This window comes from Undibacterium sp. GW821-FHT11B02 (assembly GCF_058808955.1).
This window is the reverse complement of the sequence record NZ_JBXASD010000030.1, coordinates 1-2,699: the sequence shown is the minus strand read 5'-3', so window position 1 is coordinate 2,699 and position 2,699 is coordinate 1. Positions and strand designations below refer to the sequence as shown.

The following is a 2,699-nucleotide window of genomic DNA, read 5'->3' as shown; positions in this document are numbered from 1 at the left end:
GATGAAGAAACAAATTCAAGAGAATCTGGCTGCATGACATTCACCTGATGGTGAACTAATTACCGAGGGAAGCTCAATTAGGTACTTTGTTGGCTTTCCTTACGGAAAGGTCGTTTAAGCGTGCGAAAGCCCTTGTGGGAATACTGGCTACACTACCACTTATTACACCACCTTTTGTTGTTGGCCTGGGTCTCATTCTATTGTTTGGCAGAGCGGGCCTGGTAAATCAATTTCTTGAAATAAATTTTCATTTGGAACCTTCGAGATGGTTTTACGGCGCGCACGGTGTTTGGCTTGCTCAAATGTTCGCATTTACTCCCACAGCATTTTTGATGATGCGAAGTTCTGTTCAGGTAGTTGCTCCAACTCTTGAGGAAGCGGCTCAAACCCTCAGAGCAAGCCCGGTTAAAGCACTGTTTACAGTAACCTTACCCCTATTAAAACCAGCATTAACTAATACATTCTTAGTCGCATTTGTTGAGTCAATGGCTGATTTCGGTAATCCAATTGTCGTGGGTGGCCATTTCTCAGTGCTTTCAACAGAAATCTTTTTTGCCATTGTTGGCGCGCAACTTGATCATGGCCGGGCAGCATCGCTTGCGTTGATATTGACTGCATTCGCGTTAATTATATTTTCACTTCAGCGGTGGATTCTGGGTAAAGCAAATTACACCAGTGTTTCAGGTAAAGGGGACAATGGTATTCCCCCTTCAATGCCTCCAGCAATTAGTTTGATTTCCAAATTCATTGCTTTACCTTGGCTAGCGTTTACGGTCGTGATCTACGTATTAGCTTTTGCAGGCGGGTTCGTCAAAGTATGGGGCAGGGATTACAGCTTTACCTTGGATCATTTCAAAAATTCTTTCGGAGTTCAATGGCTGTCGGATGGGATCGTGTTGTCAGGTTCCGCCTGGAATTCGTTGATTACTACGCTTGAACTTGCTGGTGCATCGGCACCGTTAACGGCACTTCTTGGCCTTCTTATTGCGTATGTGATATCGCGAACAGTGTTCAAAGGACGAAGTACATTTGAATTTGTAGCGTTACTTGCGTTTGCCGTTCCTGGTACGGTCCTTGGCGTCTCATACATTCTCGCTTTCAATGTTCCACCGTTTGAGTTAACCGGAACTGGAATAATCATTTTGCTTTGCTATTTATTTAGAAATCTTCCTGTCAGTATCCGCTCAGGAATAGCTGCATTTAAACAAATGGATAAAAGTTTAGATGAGGCGTCCCTGATGCTTGGCGCGTCTACGTTTACCACTCTCCGGTTAATCATCCTGCCTTTAATAAGGCCTACTTTGATTGCAGCTTTACTTTATTCATTTGTTCGTGCAATGACAACAGTGTCAGCCGTTATTTTCCTGGTTACTGCTGAACATGAGCTTGCTACAACTTTCATTATAGGTCGTGTCGGGAATGGTGATTATGGAGTTGCACTGGCGTATTGCTCAACTTTGATCGTGATGATGCTAGCAGCAATTGGAATAATTAAATTGGTCGTAGGCGAGAGAAAATTAGGTCGTCGTACTAATGAGACCTGATTATTCATTGAAAAAATCATATAAAAATCAGAACACCAAAACCATTAAGGACTTACACCATGTCTCAAGGAATCGAATTTAGAAATATTACGAAATCATATTCAAAAGATGGTTCGTTAGCCGTCAAGGGCATAAATTTTTCAGTGCCAAAAGGAACGCTAACGACACTCCTCGGTCCATCAGGCTGTGGAAAAACGACCACACTAAGAATGATTGCCGGATTGGAAAAACCGACTAGTGGTCAAATATTTATTGACGGCGTAGATGTGACTGCCTTACCACCCTGTGATCGTAACGTGAGCCTCGTATTTCAGAGCTACGCGTTGTTTCCACATATGAATGTAAATGACAATGTTGCGTACGGTCTTTCTGTTCGCGATGTCCATAAAAATGAAATAAAAGACAGAGTGGCAGTAGCTCTTGATACTGTCGGATTAGCCGGGTACGGGGACCGTTGGCCTTCAGAATTGTCTGGCGGCCAGCAGCAACGAGTCGCTGTTGCCCGAGCGCTTATTTTGGAACCCGCAGTCTTGCTTTTTGATGAACCATTGTCCAATCTGGATGCTCGTCTACGGCGTCATATGCGGGACGAGATCAGAGCCTTGCAGCAACGACTGAAACTCACCGTTGCCTATGTTACACATGATCAGAGTGAGGCTCTTTCAGTGTCTGATCAAATCATTGTTATGAACGAGGGCAATATAGCGCAAGCAGGAACTCCTTCCGAACTCTATGAAAGTCCAAAAACTGAATTTGTAGCAGGTTTTATGGGTGAGGCCATGTTGTTATCAGCTTTGTCGCATGACAATGGGAATGTGTCCCTTGGTCCTTTAAATATTGCGACGGCTGTCAGGCATCCAGCAGGGCCGGTAAAAGTTGCGGTACGGCCAGAGGCTTGGACTGTTGGACATGAGGGTAAATTCCCCTTGCCGGCGATCGTTTCCAAGTCTGCCTATTTGGGGGGATTCTATGAATATACCTTCAAGACAGATATTGGTGAATTATTTGTCGTTAGTGCTGATGTTGCCCATCCAAGAGTCGTGAACGAAAAAGTAAGTCTTACGTTGAAAGATACAGGTGTTTGAGCTTCCCTCGGTAATTAGTTCACCATCAGGTGAATGTCATGCAGCCAGATTCTCTTGAATTTGTTTCTTC

1 protein-coding gene and 1 pseudogene are annotated in these 2,699 nt (G+C 44.1%); both read left to right on the top strand.

The annotated features are described in order from the left end of the window. Positions 1-77: 77 nt before the first annotated feature. Positions 78-1,544: pseudogene (locus AC1RVX_RS29945) on the top strand (ABC transporter permease); the annotation flags it as partial. Positions 1,545-1,603: 59 nt separating this feature from the next. Continuing rightward, positions 1,604-2,629, top strand: a complete 1,026-nt coding sequence (locus tag AC1RVX_RS29940) for an ABC transporter ATP-binding protein (RefSeq protein WP_493220235.1) — start codon at positions 1,604-1,606, stop codon at positions 2,627-2,629. Positions 2,630-2,699 lie beyond the last annotated feature (70 nt).

What these genes read in the sequence shown, in the direction of transcription:
- AC1RVX_RS29940 (WP_493220235.1), top strand. Translation starts at nt 1,604, where the DNA reads ATGTCTCAAGGAATCGAATTTAGAAATATTACGAAATCATATTCAAAA.